This is a genomic window from Alteromonas gracilis (assembly GCF_002993325.1).
Taxonomy (GTDB): Bacteria; Pseudomonadota; Gammaproteobacteria; order Enterobacterales; family Alteromonadaceae; genus Alteromonas; species Alteromonas gracilis.
In genome coordinates, this window is sequence record NZ_PVNO01000027.1 from 131,204 (window position 1) to 148,304 (window position 17,101).

A 17,101-nucleotide genomic window follows, 5' to 3' on the forward strand; every position below is an offset into this window, starting at 1 on the left:
AATGAAATGCGTTTTATGAAGCAGGATATAGGTTAGATAGCGTGTGACTGTCACTCGCGTCTTTTCGCTTCCATTCGTTACGAGTGCGCTTAACTTCATTCGAAAGTTCTTCCAAAACCTTCGTTATTTGTGTGGTTTGTACGCTAGCATCAGATTTATTTGCTGAAAAACGCAGTGCGTACAACTCATTAACTATACGATTAATACTTTCAAACTGTGAATGTTTGACATTACCTGCAGTTAACGCATTTATCCAATGCTTAAGGGAGGGGGATAATGAACGTATATCCTTTGCCTTTATCACTGACATAAGATTTTGATATTGAGCTTTTTCATCGAAACTAGTTAAAGCATTCGAGCACGGTACAACATGTTTAACACTGCTGTTTTGCCCAAACGTTCGTGATTGCTTAAGCTTTCTGTAAGTGTATAGCCATCCCGCAAGCGCAATAATAAACAGCGCGATGAATACGCCGGTCACAACCCAATATAAGGGCGCAATCTTATTAGTATTGGCGTCACCTGAAGCATTATTTGATGCGTTAGTCTTATTGTCAGCGTCGGTAAAAGATTGCGCTGCAGTTGAAGGTACATCGTTTGGAACATTCTCTACCGTTGTACTGCTAGATACTGGGGTGTTCGCGTTCGCCGCATTACCCTTATTTACGCCACTTGCTGGCGCTACCGTAATTGAGCGAGCAGGAATGGTGGCATACTCGGTTTGTTGAGTAAGGGTATTGAACCAAGGAACAGTAATTTCGGGTAATACAAAGTTACCCGCTTGTGTAGGGATGATGGCTAACGACGTTTGGCGCTGGGAGATAAGGCTTTGGTCCTTTTCCACTGTCGTCGTATTCGACTGGTCTGGGTATAATTTAAAGTTTGGTGGATAAAACTCAGGAATATCCGGAAGCTGTTCTTCTACCACACCTAGGGCAGTTAGCGTAATGATTCGGGTTACGGGCTCTCCTGCAACAAAAGTATCTCCCTGTGGCCACTCTTCATCCACTCTTACCATTTCAGAGGGCAGCCATGGATAATCAATTCCCTGAGGGATAGGTTTAATGTTCACCGTGATATCAGGCCCAACCCGATTAATTTGTTGCGTTCTGTTAAAAAAGCCAAACCGCTGATTAGTGTTAGCCGCCATCACTTCTCCAGTAAAGACAGGGCCTCTTAGGGTGAATTCACCAGATGCCTGAGGGACGACAGCGAATTGACGTTCAATGATCTGATAACGTCGTCCATTAACAATGTCGGTGTACTGCTTATCGTCACCTAGTTGTTTAATTTCGGCATTTTGCATTTCGGGCGCTTGAAGGCTGCCCCGTTCAATATTACTTGAGAGAAAAAGTTTCACGGTGTAAAGCAACTGTTGATTTAAGTAGGCTTCTTTTATATCGATGTCTGTGGTGACGAAATAATCACGGGCCACATTGCTTTGTTCTTGAACCGGAATAACTTTCACCTGAATGGGCTTAGTAGACTTACCCTCGATGGTAAGTGAAGGAATGGTAAACGTGCCTTCCTTTCGAGGAAAAAGTGTGGTGGTCCAGACGGTGGTGCGTTTGGTGTCAAAATTAACGATAGACGTTTGGCTGCTAACAGACGTTCTGCCAACCACAAAGTCCTTTAACAGAGGAGAGCTATCAAATGCATCTCTGTCTGCACTTCCATCTGCAGTGATAGTTAAGCGTATCGCCTCGTCTATCATGACAGGATTTCTATCAATGGTGGCTTCTACTGCATTCACATCCGCGAATGCGTTAGTACTTAACATTGTGGATAGCATAAAAATAAAACATGTAGATTGTAATAAAGCTTTCATCTACCAATCACTCCGATTTGAGGGCATACGTTGACGCTGACGTTTTTGGGCTTCTAATTGCATTTTTCGTTTAAGCAAAAATGCAGGGTCGTCAGGTACGCGACGCATTAAACTTTCCATTCGCTGTAGTTCTTCTTTTTCAGCATCAGTGAGCTCTTCAGCTTGACCTTGCGCGGCTTGTGCTTCGCGCTCTGACTGTTGCTCGCTCTCTTTCGGTTGCCCACTATTTTGCTGGGCACTTTCATTTTGCTCAGACTGATCCTGCTCTGCATTTTGTTGTTGTGAATCTGATGATTCGGTCTCGTCATTTATCTTCGAATCATCAGGTTGCTGCGAGTCATCACCGCTATTTTGCTGTTCATTGTTATCGCTCTGATCTTGATTTTCATCTGACTGTTGGACCTCTCCAGGGTTTTGCTGACCGCTCTGATCATTTGAACCATCCTGATTGTTTTGGTCACTATTTTGAGAGTCATTTTGCTCGCTATTATCACCTGACTCGTTCTGATCTTGGTTTTGCTGCTGCTCGTTTTGATTCTGCTGTTGCTGCTGTTGCTGCTGTTTCAACAAATCTTCAATAATTTTCTTGTTCGTTCTCGCATCTTCAAAATCCGGAGCTTCGCGCAAAGCTTGGTCATATTTCTTAATAGCCTCTTCTAGCTTACCGAGCTTTGCCAATGCATTACCTTGGTTATAAGCGCTGTTGGGTCCAGGGATGTTTTGGTAGGCATTTAACGCACCTTCATAATCACCAGATTTATAGAGTGATGAGGCCTTCCATGTTTCGTCATTAAATTGGTTAACAGCGTCTTTATACTTACCTCTTTGGTAACTGTTCAATGCTTCCTGATTGTCATTCATAAACGGCTTTTGCCACCATGAAAGCGGATTAGGTCCGCTTGCCGGCGCTGGTGCAGACGGTGTCTGTGCAGCGATGTTTTGTGAGTCTTGAGAACTTTGCAAGGCATGAGCGTTTTGAACGAAAGACGGGCTAAGTACGCCAATCAACACAATGAATACCAAGCCTCGTTTAAATGCAAAGGCTGCGAACGGAAGAAGTAAAAGTAACAGGTAAGGGCCAACCTCTTTCCACTGATCACCTTGTAAGTTACTCTCTTCTTCGCCCTCTTCACTGTCGGTTTTGTCGAGCAGCGATACAGCGGCAAGGGCCTCAATATCCGCGTCGTTTGATGTAAAGGATTCGAAACGTCCGCCGCTTGTTTTTACCACACCTTTCACTGCGCCTTCATTTAGCTTAGGTATAACGATGCTGCCTGTAAAATCCTTCAAAAGCTCGCCACTTTGTTGGCGAATGGGGGCGCCTTCAGACGTGCCAACTGTAAGCGCATTTACAGTGAAAGGAATAGATGCCACATACTCTTGAAGTTCTTGCTGTTGCTCTAACTCTATACCGTCAGTAATCCAATAGATCATGCCTGAGTTATATCCCGCATTGGTTAGAAGCTCGGCTGCACTCTCTATACCTAACAGCGGATCGCTGCCTGGCACTGGCATGATTTCGGGTGAAAGACTGGGAAGTAGCGTTGTGATATTGCCAGCGTCTTCGGTTAATGGGCTTATAACAAATGCATCTCCCGCATAAGCGACGAGACCCATTTCGCCTTCACCAATAGCGTTGACCAAGTCTATCGCCTTGTATTTAGCTCGGGTCAATCGATCAGGCGTCATGTCGGTAGCGCGCATAGATAGCGACATATCAATAACAATGACATGTCCCATTTTTAGCTGATAAACCGGTTGAGGTAAGCGTTCCCACGTTGGTCCAGCTAGCGCAGTTACACTCATGAGCCATACAAAGGCCAGCATCCACATAGGCGGTTTTGCACCTAATTCGTTTTTTCCAATCACCATGTGTTGATACAAGTGAGAGGGGATCACCGATTGCCATCCCGATTGCTTAGCCGTGGTTTTTCTTATTAATATCACCAGCAACATTAGGGGAATCAATGCGATAAACCACTCGGGGCGTAAAAAATGAAATTGATTTAAGAAGTCGAGTTCCATTATTTCGTCTCCTTAGTGGACTCTGGACCATGCGCGGAAAACTGGTTTTGCTTTTGTTTTATCCAGCGATATGACGAAATAGCCAGGGTCAAAAATGCCCATAGTGCAGATAGGAGTAATGCTGCCGCAAGAGGATAGTAAAAAAGTGCGCTTAATGGTCGCATTTTGCGGGTTTCACCTTCAATTGGCTCAAGTGCGTCAAGCTGTTGGTATATGGACTGTAGCTCTTGCGCATTTCTTGCCCTGAAATATTGCCCTCCTGTTGAAGTTGCGATGTCGGTCAACATTCCCTCGTCAAGCTCTTGCGAAGGGTTTATTTGGCGACTGCCGAAGAAACTCTGAATTAGCATTTTGTCGGCGCCTACACCTATGGTGTATACCTTAACCCCTTTGCTAATAGCGAGCTCTTTGGCTTGCTCTGGCGTTATGTTACCTGCTGTATTCTGTCCGTCGGTAAGAAGGATCAGTACGTTGTTTGACTCTTCACGCTCATCAAAACGTTTCACCGCTAAACCTATGGCGTCACCTATTGCGGTTTGCTCTCCAACTAAACCAATAACAGCTTCACTAAGAAGTGTAGATACCGTGTCTCTGTCGTAAGTTAGTGGCGCTTGAACGTATGCGGTATCAGCAAATAAAATAAGACCAAGCCTATCGCCCACGCGACGCTGAATGAAATCGTAAACCACAGATTTTGTCATGGTTAGTCGATTTACTTGCCTGCCTTGAAGCTGCATATCATCAATTTTCATACTGCCTGACAAGTCGACGGCTAGCATCATTTCCCTTCCTTCGTTAGGAATGCTCACGGGCTCGCCCAACCATTGAGGGCGGGCTGCGGCAGTCACAAGCAGTAGCCATATTAAACTACTTACTACAAGCGGTATTTTGGTTTGCCTTAATTGAGTTTGCTCTGACACTTCGCCAGGCCGCAAACTGGGAACCCGCAGCGCAGCCATCGGCATGTCTTGCGCTTTTTTAGAAAGCAGGCGCACAATAATAGGCAAGGGGAGCGCAAAAAATACCCACCACCAAGCAAAATTAAGCATGATGAGGCTCCTTTGCTTGATTGTTGTTTGCTGATGCGCTTTTTAAGGTGGCTTGCGTATTACTGCCTTCGAATTCTTCATTGCCAGGCACGTCAAACGTTAATTTGTTCTTGGGAAAGCGAGCTTTAGACAGCCAGCCTTTTACCGCGTTTTTACATGTATCAAAATCATTGGAATTTGGGTTGGCGTGATAAATATTGCTAACCAATAATGCTAAATCGCTCTCAAGGTTTTTATCACGTTTCTTCAGCGCTGAGGTTAGAAACGCTTGCCACTGTTTACCATATAAACCAGCTACTTGTTGAGTAGGGTAGTAGCTCATCGCTGCGCGCTTCAATATGGAATTAAGCGCTACGGGCCAATTATTCTGTTGTGCTGAAACGGACTCAAGCAGTGCTAAAGCTTGCTTTCGCGGCTTGTTATGGCGCAGGTAAGCTGAAAGCGTTTTGTAAAGGCCGAAAATTGTAATGACAACTAAAACAATAAGTAACCACCACCCCCAATCTAGCGGCCAAGCACTGACGTCGTTAGGAACGTGGATATCTCGAAGCTGAGCGAGTGGGTCCTGCTGCTGCATTTGTAAAGGTTGCTGATTAGGTAACTGCATAGTTTGTGTAACGTTTAACGGAATATTGCTGTTTTGCATCAATTCAGCTCCAATCGTTTTTCTTGTTGCATACTTTGAAGCTGATCATCTAAGGGAAGCCCGGCTGAGACACTGAAACGAGCGATATTATTTTTCCTTAGCATTTCATAAATTGTACGGTTGTGTTCGTCGCGCCATTGTTTGTATTGATCTTGCTCTTTACTGTCGCCTAATACCCAGCGCTGCTGATTTTTCCCGTCTGAAACGCTTACCGTTTGAAGCGACGATGTTTTTGGTAAAGCGTGCTCTATGGGGTCGTTAACCACTATGGCTCTAACTTCACAATGCCTTGTTATATGGCTTAAGTGCTGAATAGCTTGAGTGCCAAGATGCTGAAAGTCAGACACTAAGTAAACTAGGCTTCCTGGTCTGGCTAAGCGTCTAGCGCGAGCGCAAGCATCGGCAAAAGCTTTTTCATCACGAGCTTTATCTGGCATATATTGCGTGCTTTGCTCATGAAGGGACATGAGTTCATGGCATACGTGCAGTACGGCCTTTTTACGCGTGAGAGGTTTGATTTCTTTATGCTGCTGCTGATTAAAAACTAACGCACCAACTTTATCTCCGCGAGCGGCAGCAGACCAACTAATTAAAGAAGACACATGAGCGGCTTGGACTGCTTTCGTTAACAATTGCGTTCCGAAGGCCATTGAGGGTAGGTAATCGCAAAACAAAAACACAGGGCGTTCTCGCTCTTCGCGATACACCTTAGTGTGTGTCTTCCCCGTCCGCGCGGTCACGCGCCAATCAATGGCGCGAATATCATCGCCAGGTTGGTAATGTCGCGCCTCGTCAAATTCCATTCCGCGCCCCTTGTGTTTAGTAAGGTAGCTTCCCGCAAGCTTGGCTTGAGGCATGCGTTTGGGCGCTAAACTAAAGAGTTTAGACAACTGCTGATAGCGAAGAAGCTCTGCTGTTGACAGGGTGACGCCGTTGCTTTGCAGCTTAATTAGCTGCGACTTCACATTTTCCATGACTTATGGAACTGCGACGGTAGCGACAATCTTATCTAGCACATCGTTGATTGTTACACCTTCGGCTTCAGCTTGATAAGACAAAATAATGCGGTGGCGAAGAACATTATGTACAACAGCCTGAATGTCATCTGGCCCAACAAAATCTCTGCCGCTCAGCCATGCGTGAGCGCGCGCGCATCGGTCTAGACTAATGGTGGCGCGGGGGCTTGTTCCCATGGCAATCCACTGGCCTAAATCAGCATCGAAGTTTGCTGGTTGGCGGGTCGCCATAATAAGCTGAACTAAATACTGTTCTAATTCAGGAGCCATATAAAGCGATAAGGCTTCTTTACGGGCCGTAAAAATATCGTCTTGTGTAAGTGTAGGTGGTGTTACCGGTGGCTCTGACAGGGCTTCACCGCGTGTTAAACGCAGAATTTCTATTTCTGTTTCCGCGCCTGGATAATCAATATCAACATGCATTAAAAAACGATCTAATTGGGCCTCTGGCAGAGGATAAGTCCCTTCTTGCTCTAGTGGATTTTGCGTTGCCATAACTAAAAATAGTGGTGGCAAAGGATAGGTTTTGCTCCCTACCGTAATTTGGCGTTCGGCCATGGCCTCTAATAGCGCCGACTGCACTTTTGCTGGGGCACGGTTTATTTCATCGGCCAACACTAAATTGTGAAAGAGCGGGCCTTTCTGGAATACAAATTCACCCGTCTCAGGTCGATAGATGTCCGTACCGGTTAAATCTGCTGGTAGTAGATCAGGGGTGAACTGCACACGGTGAAAATCACCGTCAATACCGTTAGCAAGTGCATTGATTGCGCGAGTTTTCGCAAGTCCTGGAGGTCCCTCAACAAGCAAGTGACCGTCGGCCAAAAGAGCGATAAGAAGGCTTTTTGTTAACGCGTGTTGACCAATGATTTGTTGGTCTAAGTAAGCGTGTAACTGTTGAAATTGCGCTGCTGCCATAATGCAAAAATTTCCGTTTGAGTTCTCGTTATTGGGATGTGTCAATGCGACGGCGACGTAAACAGATGACTTTAAAGTGATCGCTTATGTCATGACTAGATTATTTAAACCTTAGGTTTACGTCACAATGACACAAAACAGACTTTCATTTCCATATAAGGTTCATTGTATCTTTCTTCAAGTCGTTTAACGGTATTAATAACACGATATTTGGTTATGCTTGTAAGCAACGGGCTGTCTTTAACCATGGCATCAGTCGTGGTAATAACTTTGGGGCATTTATTTTGTTCTTCTATCCGCATTATTTGCTATTTTGTTCATAGTTTGTAAAAATCGTAACTATTACAGGTCAGACCACTTGAAAGGCAAAACGCTAATTTTAGAGTAGGTCATCAATTTAGGTGCATTATGGCTACAAAACAATCAGTTACTACCCGAGAGGGTGATCGCATCGCCATTGTCGCGGGGTTGCGTACTCCGTTTGCTAAAATGGCGACATATTTTCACGGCGTGCCGGCTGTAGATTTAGGCAAAATGGTTGTGAACGAACTGCTCGTGCGTCACGGTGTTCAGAAGGAATGGGTTGACCAGGTTGTTTATGGTCAAGTTGTTCAAATGCCTGAAGCCCCAAATATCGCACGTGAAATTGTACTTGGTACCGGTATGAATGTTCACACTGATGCTTACAGCGTATCACGGGCTTGTGCGACCAGTTTCCAATCAACGGTAAATATTGCTGAAAGTATGATGGCTGGCACGGTTCAAGTGGGTATAGCCGGTGGCGCAGACTCAACGTCAGTCTCACCTATAGGTGTATCAAAAAACCTTGCGCGTGCGTTAGTTGACTTACAAAAAACCAAAACTCTTGGTCAAAAGCTGAATATTTTCAAACGTTTGAGCCTGAAAGATTTAGCGCCGGTTCCACCAGCAGTAGCCGAGTACTCTACGGGGTTGTCGATGGGACAAACGGCAGAGCAGATGGCGAAAACGCATCAAATTTCTCGAGAAGAACAAGACAAACTCGCACATCGCTCACACAGTCTTGCAGCTGAAAGTTGGGAAGCAGGTAAACTGTCTAGCGAAGTCATGACTGCTTATGCTGAACCATATAAAGGTGCCCTTGAGCGCGACAACAACGTGCGTTTCGATTCAAAACTTGAAGGTTACGCGAAACTTCGTCCAGTGTTTGATAAAAAGTATGGCTCTGTTACAGCGGCAAACGCCACACCACTTACCGATGGTGCTTCAGCGGTATTGATGATGACAGAGAGCCGCGCAAAAGAACTCGGTTATACGCCGTTGGGCTACATTAAGAGCTACGCGTTTTCAGCAATCGATGTGTGGGAAGACATGCTAATGGGGCCTTCTTATGCTACACCAATCGCTCTAGATCGTGCAGGCATGACCCTAAATGATCTAACGCTTATCGAGATGCACGAGGCATTTGCAGCACAAACGTTAGCGAACGTTAAGATGTTTGCAAGTGACAAGTTCGCCAAAGAGAAACTAGGTCGCGACAAAGCGACTGGCGAAATTGACATGGACAAATTCAACGTAATGGGTAGTTCAATTGCCTACGGTCACCCGTTCGCTGCAACTGGTACACGTATGATCACGCAAATGCTTAACGAGTTAAACCGCCGTGGCGGTGGTACAGGTTTATTAACTGCATGTGCTGCGGGTGGTCTTGGTGCGGCTATGATTGTGGAGACAGAATAAGATGAGTCAGGAACAAGAAATGACAAATGAAGTTCAGCCAACCTCAGGCGCATTTACGCTTACCAAGCAGGATAATGGCGTCGCAATTCTAAGCATGGATGTACCTGGTGAATCCATGAATACGCTTAAAGCAGAGTTTGGCGATGAAATTTCAGCCATGCTTGACGACATTGAGCGAGACAGCAGCATTAAAGGTGTTGTGCTAACGAGCGGTAAGCCAAGTTCATTTGTAGCTGGCGCTGACATTACCATGCTAGCCGCCTGTAAAACCGCTGAAGATGCCACAACTATTGCCTCTGGCGGTCAAGCCATTTTCGATAGAATTGAGAATATGAAGGCGACATTCGTAGCGGCTATTCACGGCCCTGCGTTAGGTGGTGGTTTAGAGCTCGCGCTTGCATGTCACTATCGCGTATGTACCGATTCTCCGAATACTCAGGTAGGTTTACCTGAAGTTCAGCTTGGATTACTACCGGGTAGTGGCGGCACACAGCGCCTTCCTCGCTTAATCGGTATTCAGCAAGCAATGAAAATGATGCTGACAGGCTCTCCGGCGCGAGCGAAGCAAGCAAAAAAATACGGTATTGTTGATGAAGTTGTACCACAGACTGTATTGCTAAAAGTAGCAGAACAGTTTGCGCTTAAACGCAAACCTGAGCGCGACGCGCCTCAAAAGAGCGTAATGGACAAAATGTTGGAAAAAACCGGCGCTGGCCGCAACATGATGTTCAAAAAAGCCCGTGAAGCAACGTTTGCAAAGACCAAGGGCAACTATCCCGCACCAGGCTATATTATCGATGTTATTGAAACAGGCATGAATGAAGGCATGAAAGCGGGGCTTAAAGCGGAAGCTGAAGCCTTTGGAAAGCTTGTCATGACGCCTGAATCGTTCCAGCTTCGTCAAATTTTCTTCGCGACTACTGAAATGAAGAAAGAAAATGGCGTTGAGGGCGTTAAACCTGAAAAAATGAAGAAAGTTGGTGTGCTAGGTGGCGGCTTGATGGGCGGTGGTATCGCCTATGTAACGTCGACGAAAGCTGGTGTTCCCGTGCGTATTAAAGACGTGCGTGCTGAGGGCATCGCTAACGCAATGAAGTACAGCTATGACATCTTGAACAAAAAGGTGAAGAAGCGTTTCATGCGTAATAGCGAAATGCAGAAGCAGTTAGCGCTTCTCACCGGTACGCTTGACTATAGCGGCTATCAAGATACCGACATCGTAGTTGAAGCGGTATTCGAAGATTTAGAGCTCAAGCAAAAGATGGTGGCGGATATTGAAGAGAACTGTAAAGAAAGCACAATCTTTGCGTCGAATACATCGTCTATTCCAATTACACAAATTGCCGCGAAAGCAGCTCGCCCTGAGAACGTGATCGGCCTGCATTACTTCTCGCCAGTAGACAAAATGCCGTTAGCGGAAGTTATTGCTCACGAAAAAACCTCTGATCAAGTTATTTCGTCTACGGTTGAGTTTGCCAAGAAGCAAGGCAAAACGCCGGTGGTTGTTAAAGACGGCGCAGGCTTTTACGTTAACCGCATCTTAGCGCCTTACATGAATGAAGCAGCAAACCTCATTCTTGACGGTGAGCCAATTGAGCATATCGATAAATCTTTGGTCAAGTTTGGCTTCCCAGTAGGTCCGGTGAAGCTTCTTGACGAAGTGGGTATTGATGTTGGTACTAAGATTATCCCATTCCTTGTAGAGGCGTTCGGAGAGCGTTTCACTGCGCCAAGTGCTTTCGATAAAGTACTTGCTGATGGCAGAAAGGGTAAGAAAAACCAGAAAGGGTTTTATTCTTATGAAGGTAAAAAGCCTGGAAAAGAAGTGGATGAATCAATCTACGAACTACTGGGGCTGTCACCCTCTACTAAGTTAAGCGAAAAAGAAGTGGCAGAGCGCTGCGTTTTAATGATGCTTAACGAAGCGGCGCGTTGTTTGGATGAAGGTGTTATCCGCAATGCTCGTGACGGCGACATAGGCGCTATTTTCGGTATTGGCTTCCCTCCATTTCTGGGCGGCCCATTCCGCTATATGGATACCCTTGGTATTAAACATGTGGTTGCTCGTCTTAATCATTACGCTACCGCTGTTGGTGACAAATTCACACCTGCTGATGTGTTAGTGAAAATGGCTGAAAACGATCAGAAGTTTTACGATTAAGTTTATAAAATGTTAAAAAACCGGGCTTTGCCCGGTTTTTTTATATCTAATGCTTATTTCTGCTGGTTTATTGTTCGAAATTGGGTAAACTCTGCCCGTTTAAAAAATGCACGTGTCAATTTCTTGTCGCTATTTATCAGCAGCTTATTGCAAATATTTGACTAATTGAGTCTTTGTCATTGTGTTTTGTCGAATTATGGGGGCGATGTGATTTCACTGGTGGTAGTAAGCGTAATCTTTTCACTATACTTTTACGTCGAGGCATTTAAGTGGGGAATGAACGCGAAAAAATGGGCTATTGCAGGTTTTCTACTAGGCCCTGTGTTGTTGCCTATGTTCTCTATTTCTCGTCATGTACATTGGCGCAACGCGGTTGGGTTTAATAACCTTTATATCGCTGCATAGACCCAGTAGATAATTTCGTTAAAAAAAGCTTTTTATCAAGAAACAGGTATAAAAAAAGAGAGTAAATACTCTCTTTTTTTGAAAATCGTTTTAACTTCAAATTAGAAGCCTACGCCATGGCCGGCACCTGTCTTAGGTCTGATGTACTCTGGCTGAGTAATGGTTTCCTTTTGTGACTCAGGAGCCTGTTTAGCGCCTTCTTGTTTGTCGGCAGCAACTGGGGTGGCGGTAGAAAGTACTAGTGCAACTGCGTACTCTTTTAACATGTTAATTTCCTCTGATTTTTTTGAACGAACAAACAAAGCCGATTGTTTTATATTTTTATCGACATATTAGTATTTGCTAATTGCGTGCCACTTTTTCAATTTGAAAAATAATCCTTATAAATCAGTATTTTATTTTTTTGATTCAATGGGGGTGAGTTGTTAGAGTCGCCAGCGCCATAAATATGGCACTAAAGTCTAATATACGAAGGGTTTAGAGGAGGTTTTTTGCCTCTTGCTGCAAAAAACGTAGTTGAAAAAGGAAATTTGACGCCCCCTTGAACAGAGGGCCTATAAACCAACGGCTGTCGTTAGTACTGGGTATTGTTTAAAAGCGTGTGGAGCTTTTGATTTTCTGTTAGCAGTTTTTCAAAGCGCTCAGCGTTTAGCGGACGGCTATATAAGAAACCTTGCAGCATTTCACAATCATATCGACGCAAAATATCGAGTTGCGCTTCTTCCTCAACACCTTCCGCAACGACTTTTAAGCCTAAATTATGTGCAATATTGATGATGGCAGCGGCCATGTGACGGTCTACATTGCTTTTTGCGATATCATCAATAAATGCTTTATCAATTTTTAAGGTATTGAGCGGGAACCGCTTTAAATACGCTAATGATGAGTAACCGGTACCAAAATCATCAAGCGCTAAATGAATGCCTCTTTCTCGCAGGCGAGTCATCATTTGAAGGCCATTTTCAGGGCTTTCCATCAGCGTGCCTTCGGTAATCTCGCACTCTAGGTGCAGAGGTGATAAGCCCACATCGCTTAAAATTTTGTTTATTCTGTCGTCTAAGTCTGGCAACTCGAACTGTTTAGCCGATATATTGACGGCTACACGGCCACTGAATAAACCCTGATTAACCCAGCGTTTAGTATCGGCGCAGGCTTTACGCAGCACCTGCTCACCAATTTCAATAATCTGACCTGTTTGCTCGGCCAACGGGATAAATTGCCCCGGACTAACAATACCCTTTTGCGGATGTTCAAACCGCACCAACGCTTCCATACTAACTAATTTGCCAGATGCAATATCCACTTTGGGTTGGTAATACACAGTGAACAGGTCGTCTTTAATCCCTTGGCGAATAAGGTTTTCAATTTGCAGTTGCCTAACGGCATTTTGATTCATTTCACCACTGAAAAACTGATAGCTGTTGCCGCCATTATTTTTGGCAAAATACATGGCTGTATCTGCATTTTTAAGCATTTCTTGTGGCGATTCACCGTCATCAGGATAAAAGGCAATACCAATACTCGCGCCTAGTACAAACTCTTGTTTGTTGATTATGAAAGGGCGGGACAAAGTATCAAGCAAGCTTTGCGCAAAGTGAGTAACGGTATGAATATCGGCATTATCTTCCATTAAAATACTGAATTCATCACCACCTAAGCGATAGCAAGTTGCGTTCTTTCCTGTAATTCGTTGCAATCGTTTCGCAATTTGTTTTATTAAAATATCGCCCGTTTGATGGCCAAGGGAATCATTGATCTTTTTAAAATTATCCATGTCTAAACACAGCAAGCTATGTTGAGCGGATTTTCGCACTAGGTTTTGATGGCTCGCCTGGAAGAAAGAGCGGTTAGGCAGCTCTGTAAGCGGGTCGATATTGGCAAGCTTCAATAGCTCTTTTTCAGTATTTTTACGCGATGTGATATCGCTAAATACACCCACAAAATGGCTTATTTTGCCGTCTTCGTCATGAACGGCGTCAATATTAAGCTCCATTTCATAGCGCTCGCCGGTTACCCGAACGCTTTCTACCTCACCTGACCAGTTGCCTTTAGCTTTGAGTGTTTTTTTGATCTCTTCGGTAAACGCATCGGGGTATAAGTGAAAATGCATGTAGCTGGCGAGGGCTTGCTCACGGGTTTCACCCGTATAGCTACAGTAAGCATTATTTACGCTAATAAACTTAAATTGTGTATTGGTAATAAATACACCTTCAGAGATATTTTCAATAGAGCGTTTGAACAAGTTAAGTTGTTCTTCCGCTTCTTTAAGGTGATGGATATTTTTGAGTGTTCCGGTCATCCGCACAGGCTGCTCGTTGTGATCACGCTCTACCACTTTTCCGCGGTCTAATATCCAAATCCATTGATTTTTGAAAGTTTTTGCGCGATATGCGAGTTCATAAAAATCGCTATTGCCTTCAAGATGCGCCCTCAACGCGCTTTTAACCCGGTTAATGTCGTTAGGGTGAATGTTAGCATCATAGGCGCCGGTGGTGCGTATATCATCTTGAGGAAAATCTAAGGTGCCCCATGTATTAGCACGGTATACTTGTCCTCGATATACGTCCCAGTCCCATAGTTCATCGCCTGAGCTCCACAGTGTCAGCTTTAAGCGTTCTTCGGACTCTTTGATGGCAAGTTGATTGGCTTTTCTAATTTGGTATTGACGAATAATAAAAGCAAAAGTAGCGAAGGCTATTAAGCAGTAGAAAACAAGCGCCACCGAGTGAAGCCAAGGGGGGCGCTCAATAGTTATCTGTAAGTCTCTACTTTCAGACCAAGATTTTCCTGGTTCTTTGGCCTGTACTGAGAACGTATAATCGCCGAAGGAAATATTGTTGAACTGAGCGTTCCGCTCTTTGTCTACATAAATCCAATCATTCTCAAAACCAGTCAGCTTGTAGCGATAACTCACTTGGTCCGGATAAACTGGATTAACTAAACCAAACGATATGCTAAAGCGCGATTCATCATGCTTAAGCGCTATCTGTTCTTCGTGAGTGATTTTTTCTTTTAGTGACAGATAACTTGAAATATCTTCGTTTTCAACTTGCTGGTGCCTCGCCTTTGCCAATGAGCCAAACACGCTCACTTGATAGAGTTGCGGAGTGAGCGTTTGCTTAATTTGGTCACTCGCAATCATTGCTTGCTTCGAAATTTTCACAAAGCCTTTATTGCCACCAAAATAAATCGCTTTGTCAGAAGTTGCAATTACGGCGCCTTCGCCAAGAGAATTAAACTCCAACTGTGCGTTGGGAATGCTATCCGCCTCTCTTAGTGTAGGTAAGTGAACCTTGTGAACGCCTTTTGCATCAGAGTACCAAATGCTGTTTCCTACAGCTACCGTTGAAGTTATAAAACCACTTTGATTATCTCTTTTTTGTTTGTTGAGCACGGCAAAGCTTTTTTTATCTAATTGGATAACGCCATCGGAGCGCGTAGTTAACCATAAACCAGATGGAGTTTCGTGTACGCCATAAACCAAAGAGTTTATGCCGTTGGACGAGTCCAGAACTTTGATGACTTTCCCATCTTTAACTGAGTAAATAACCAACTTTTCACCAGCTCTAAACCAAATGTTATTATTATCATCTTGATAAATCGCCAAAACATTTTTGGTTTGTTCAGTAACTAACGTTTCTATTACTTCGTTGTTTTGAATCTGGCCTGAACTAGAATTAGTGTTTACAGAAAAAACATGGCCATCTGGTACCTGCAGCCAGATAGCTGATTCACTTTTGAAGATATAGTCTATGAATGAACCTTTGAAATGCTCATGCATTAGCACTAAGCCTTCTCTATTGTCTTTGAGCACGAGTAAACCGGCAGATGAGGCGATCCAAATATTATCCTGATCATCGATTTCAATGTCCCAGTATTGTACGGCAGGGTCCATTTCTTTAAAAAATTCAAAAAATGTAACGTTGCCCGTTTCCCGAGATATTTTTCCTAGCCCTTTTTGTTGAGAAACTAAGTAAAGAGTCTTGTCGCTGCTCTCTGCAAATCCCCACAGGGTAGAAAAATTATCGTCGCTATGTCGTTCTGAATTATAGACTGGTTGAAAATGGACACTGGCATACTCTGGGTGATACTTGAAAGCGCCGCGATGAAAGGTTGCGGCCCATACCACCCCTGTACGATCTTTAATAACTCTCATTACGATCGCAGAAGGAATGCCCGTTGCGCTGTAAGTATCTGCGTTTAAATGCAGAAAATCGGGGTGGAAATCACTAGATATAGTTCTCTCAGTCGCATCAGACAGTAAAAACAACCCAATATATGTACCCACCCATATATCTTTATCCACTACAGAGATTGAAAGCGCGTTAATTTCTTCTTTAACACCTAAATCATTGCTTTGAATTCGCTTTAAAATGCGACCGTTAGAGGCTAGAACGATAAGGCCTTCATTTGTTGCTAACCAATAATTACCGCTAATAACAGCGATATCGTGAAGCGCGCGTATATCTAAAGAAACCCCCCAGGGGTTAACTTTGCTTGCGCTGTGAACTTCTAGCGTTTCAGTATCTATTAGGGAGGCACCGAATTGGTTTGACCCAACCCAAATACGATTGGCCTCTTCAAAGATCACTTTTATAAAGCTTTCTTCTTTAAAAACTTGAGTGAGAACGCTTATCCGTGAGGTCTGTTTCGAATAGCGATAAAGAAACTTTTTATCTGCAAATAATAAATCGCCATTTTTTGATTCTGAAATGGCAGTGATAAAATCTGTTTTTATAACCGAGTTATCTTTATTAAAGACTTTAAAGTTGTCTGTCTCTGGCTGATAAAGCGCTAAACCTGAGTGAGTTCCAACCCACAATTTGCCCTTTGAATCGACAAATAGCGTTTGAATATAGCCTGAAGGCAGGGAGTTAGGGTCGACATCAGAAGGGTGATACTGCTTTACATCGTAACCTGAATAGCGATTGAGGCCATTTGACGTGGCTAGCCAAATAAAGCCCATATCATCTTCTACAATGTCTAAAACAGCGGTGTCAGACAAGCCATGTTTTTTATTTAATTCTGTAAAATGAAGATCAGAAACTTCTATCGCCTTCGCACAGGGAATGAATATTCCGGGCAAAGCCAACATCAAAAGCACTATTGAATATATTAGGGTTGAGCGCACCTACACACCTTTGGCATACGCCATTTATTATTTATTATTTTTTCCTGGCAGCATCCCTAACAACCAGAATAATAAATATGCCGAATTAACGTGGTCGCTACAAGGACTTTTTGGAAATAACCATGGCGGTGGATTACTTATTGAGCAACTTAAAGAAATGAATCGATTAAGTCTTAATTTCCGTGCAGTTCTCGACAGATAGC

12 protein-coding genes are annotated in these 17,101 nt (G+C 44.0%); 4 read left to right on the forward strand and 8 right to left on the reverse strand.

Annotated features, from left to right (window positions below):
• Positions 1 to 13: 13 nt before the first annotated feature.
• Genes C6Y39_RS13930 through C6Y39_RS13955 form a run of 6 tightly spaced genes read right to left on the reverse strand, consistent with a single transcriptional unit; the run spans position 14 to position 7,482 of the window.
• Positions 14 to 1,828: a BatD family protein gene (locus C6Y39_RS13930; protein WP_105931856.1), complete on the reverse strand. Its 1,815-nt coding sequence runs from the start codon at positions 1,826 to 1,828 to the stop codon at positions 14 to 16.
• Positions 1,829 to 3,853, reverse strand: coding sequence for a vWA domain-containing protein (locus C6Y39_RS13935; RefSeq protein WP_105931857.1), 2,025 nt, complete (start codon positions 3,851 to 3,853; stop codon positions 1,829 to 1,831). It abuts the gene before it with no gap.
• On the reverse strand, positions 3,853 to 4,902 hold the full coding sequence (locus C6Y39_RS13940) for a vWA domain-containing protein (RefSeq protein WP_105931858.1): 1,050 nt from the start codon (positions 4,900 to 4,902) through the stop codon (positions 3,853 to 3,855). The genes C6Y39_RS13935 and C6Y39_RS13940 overlap by 1 nt, the downstream gene beginning before the upstream one ends.
• On the reverse strand, positions 4,895 to 5,548 hold the full coding sequence (locus C6Y39_RS13945) for a DUF4381 domain-containing protein (protein WP_105931859.1): 654 nt from the start codon (positions 5,546 to 5,548) through the stop codon (positions 4,895 to 4,897). Before C6Y39_RS13945 ends, C6Y39_RS13940 begins: the two co-directional genes overlap by 8 nt.
• Positions 5,548 to 6,522, reverse strand: coding sequence for a DUF58 domain-containing protein (locus tag C6Y39_RS13950; protein WP_105931860.1), 975 nt, complete (start codon positions 6,520 to 6,522; stop codon positions 5,548 to 5,550). The genes C6Y39_RS13945 and C6Y39_RS13950 overlap by 1 nt, the downstream gene beginning before the upstream one ends.
• A gap of 3 nt (positions 6,523 to 6,525) precedes the next feature.
• Complete coding sequence (locus tag C6Y39_RS13955) at positions 6,526 to 7,482, reverse strand: AAA family ATPase (protein ID WP_105931861.1); 957 nt, start codon at positions 7,480 to 7,482, stop codon at positions 6,526 to 6,528.
• Between the two features lie 408 nt (positions 7,483 to 7,890).
• Here C6Y39_RS13955 and fadI point away from each other — a divergent pair, with 408 nt between their 5' ends.
• The 3 genes from fadI (at position 7,891) to C6Y39_RS13975 (ending at position 11,767) form a co-directional block, all read left to right on the forward strand.
• The gene (gene fadI, locus C6Y39_RS13965) at positions 7,891 to 9,201 is read left to right on the forward strand and encodes an acetyl-CoA C-acyltransferase FadI (RefSeq protein WP_105931863.1); all 1,311 of its coding nucleotides are present in this window, start codon (positions 7,891 to 7,893) and stop codon (positions 9,199 to 9,201) included.
• Between the two features lie 19 nt (positions 9,202 to 9,220).
• On the forward strand, positions 9,221 to 11,362 hold the full coding sequence (fadJ, locus tag C6Y39_RS13970) for a fatty acid oxidation complex subunit alpha FadJ (protein ID WP_105932044.1): 2,142 nt from the start codon (positions 9,221 to 9,223) through the stop codon (positions 11,360 to 11,362).
• Between the two features lie 207 nt (positions 11,363 to 11,569).
• Positions 11,570 to 11,767: a hypothetical protein gene (locus C6Y39_RS13975; RefSeq protein ID WP_105931864.1), complete on the forward strand. Its 198-nt coding sequence runs from the start codon at positions 11,570 to 11,572 to the stop codon at positions 11,765 to 11,767.
• A gap of 101 nt (positions 11,768 to 11,868) precedes the next feature.
• Here the strand turns inward: C6Y39_RS13975 and C6Y39_RS18785 are convergent, their stop codons facing one another.
• A complete protein-coding gene (locus C6Y39_RS18785) occupies positions 11,869 to 12,033 on the reverse strand; it encodes a hypothetical protein (protein WP_167390664.1) in 165 nt (54 codons plus the stop codon).
• A 308-nt stretch (positions 12,034 to 12,341) separates the two neighbouring features.
• Positions 12,342 to 16,898: an EAL domain-containing protein gene (locus tag C6Y39_RS13985; protein WP_105931866.1), complete on the reverse strand. Its 4,557-nt coding sequence runs from the start codon at positions 16,896 to 16,898 to the stop codon at positions 12,342 to 12,344.
• Between C6Y39_RS13985 and C6Y39_RS18790 the strand changes: the two genes are divergently transcribed.
• Complete coding sequence (locus tag C6Y39_RS18790; protein WP_167390659.1) at positions 16,837 to 17,100, forward strand: hypothetical protein; 264 nt, start codon at positions 16,837 to 16,839, stop codon at positions 17,098 to 17,100. The genes C6Y39_RS13985 and C6Y39_RS18790 overlap by 62 nt on opposite strands.
• Position 17,101 lies beyond the last annotated feature (1 nt).

Coding starts and splice junctions, on each gene's coding strand:
- C6Y39_RS13930 (WP_105931856.1), bottom strand. CDS start 1,828: ATGAAAGCTTTATTACAATCTACATGTTTTATTTTTATGCTATCCACA.
- C6Y39_RS13935 (WP_105931857.1), bottom strand. CDS start 3,853: ATGGAACTCGACTTCTTAAATCAATTTCATTTTTTACGCCCCGAGTGG.
- C6Y39_RS13940 (WP_105931858.1), bottom strand. CDS start 4,902: ATGCTTAATTTTGCTTGGTGGTGGGTATTTTTTGCGCTCCCCTTGCCT.
- C6Y39_RS13945 (WP_105931859.1), bottom strand. CDS start 5,548: ATGCAAAACAGCAATATTCCGTTAAACGTTACACAAACTATGCAGTTA.
- C6Y39_RS13950 (WP_105931860.1), bottom strand. CDS start 6,522: ATGGAAAATGTGAAGTCGCAGCTAATTAAGCTGCAAAGCAACGGCGTC.
- C6Y39_RS13955 (WP_105931861.1), bottom strand. CDS start 7,482: ATGGCAGCAGCGCAATTTCAACAGTTACACGCTTACTTAGACCAACAA.
- fadI (WP_105931863.1), top strand. CDS start 7,891: ATGGCTACAAAACAATCAGTTACTACCCGAGAGGGTGATCGCATCGCC.
- fadJ (WP_105932044.1), top strand. CDS start 9,221: ATGACAAATGAAGTTCAGCCAACCTCAGGCGCATTTACGCTTACCAAG.
- C6Y39_RS18785 (WP_167390664.1), bottom strand. CDS start 12,033: ATGTTAAAAGAGTACGCAGTTGCACTAGTACTTTCTACCGCCACCCCA.
- C6Y39_RS18790 (WP_167390659.1), top strand. CDS start 16,837: ATGAATATTCCGGGCAAAGCCAACATCAAAAGCACTATTGAATATATT.